Origin of the sequence: Tsukamurella sputi (genome assembly GCF_007858445.1) — a bacterium.
In the GTDB taxonomy this organism is placed as follows: Bacteria; Actinomycetota; Actinomycetes; order Mycobacteriales; family Mycobacteriaceae; genus Tsukamurella; species Tsukamurella sputi.
Genome location: NZ_VIGV01000248.1, coordinates 1 through 507 on the forward strand (window position 1 = coordinate 1; position 507 = coordinate 507).

Genomic DNA, 507 nt, shown 5'->3' on the forward strand with positions numbered 1-507 from the left:
CTCCACGAGGGACCACACGAAGGTCGTCACCGTCGCGACAACGAGGGCGACGAGGAGCCAGGCCGCGATCCGGACACCCGTCTTCGGCATCCCCGGGAACATCATCGCGCCCACCACGAAGGCAACAGCCCCGATCAGTGGGACGCACAGCAGCAGCAGACGGACATTGGAGGACATGCCCTGGCGAGCGGCCAGCATCCGCAGGAGGCGGGCAAGTGCCCCACTCCCCCACACCGCTCGCGCCCATTGGGCCAGGACGAGGGCGCCCGCCACCATGTACGCGGCGACCATCCAGCCATGACTCATGGCCGCACCCTATCAACGCCCCCTTCCCGCCGAAGTCCGTCCTGATTCCTGTCGAAGTCCGTCCCAGTTCTTGACGAAGTCCGTCGCGTTTCGTGCCGAGGTCCGTCCTCGTTTCCCGCGAAGTCCGTCGTGTTTCTTGCCGAGGTCCGTCCCAGTTCTTGACGAAGCCCGTCCTCGTTTCCCACCAGGTCCGTCCTTGGT

Annotated in this window: 1 protein-coding gene; it reads right to left on the minus strand. The window is 65.9% G+C overall.

Annotation, left to right across the window (positions count from 1 at the left end; genetic code table 11):
* On the minus strand, positions 1-306 hold a 306-nt coding region (locus FK268_RS24010), incomplete at its 3' end, for a hypothetical protein (RefSeq protein ID WP_146437933.1).
* Between the last annotated feature and the right edge of the window lie 201 nt (positions 307-507).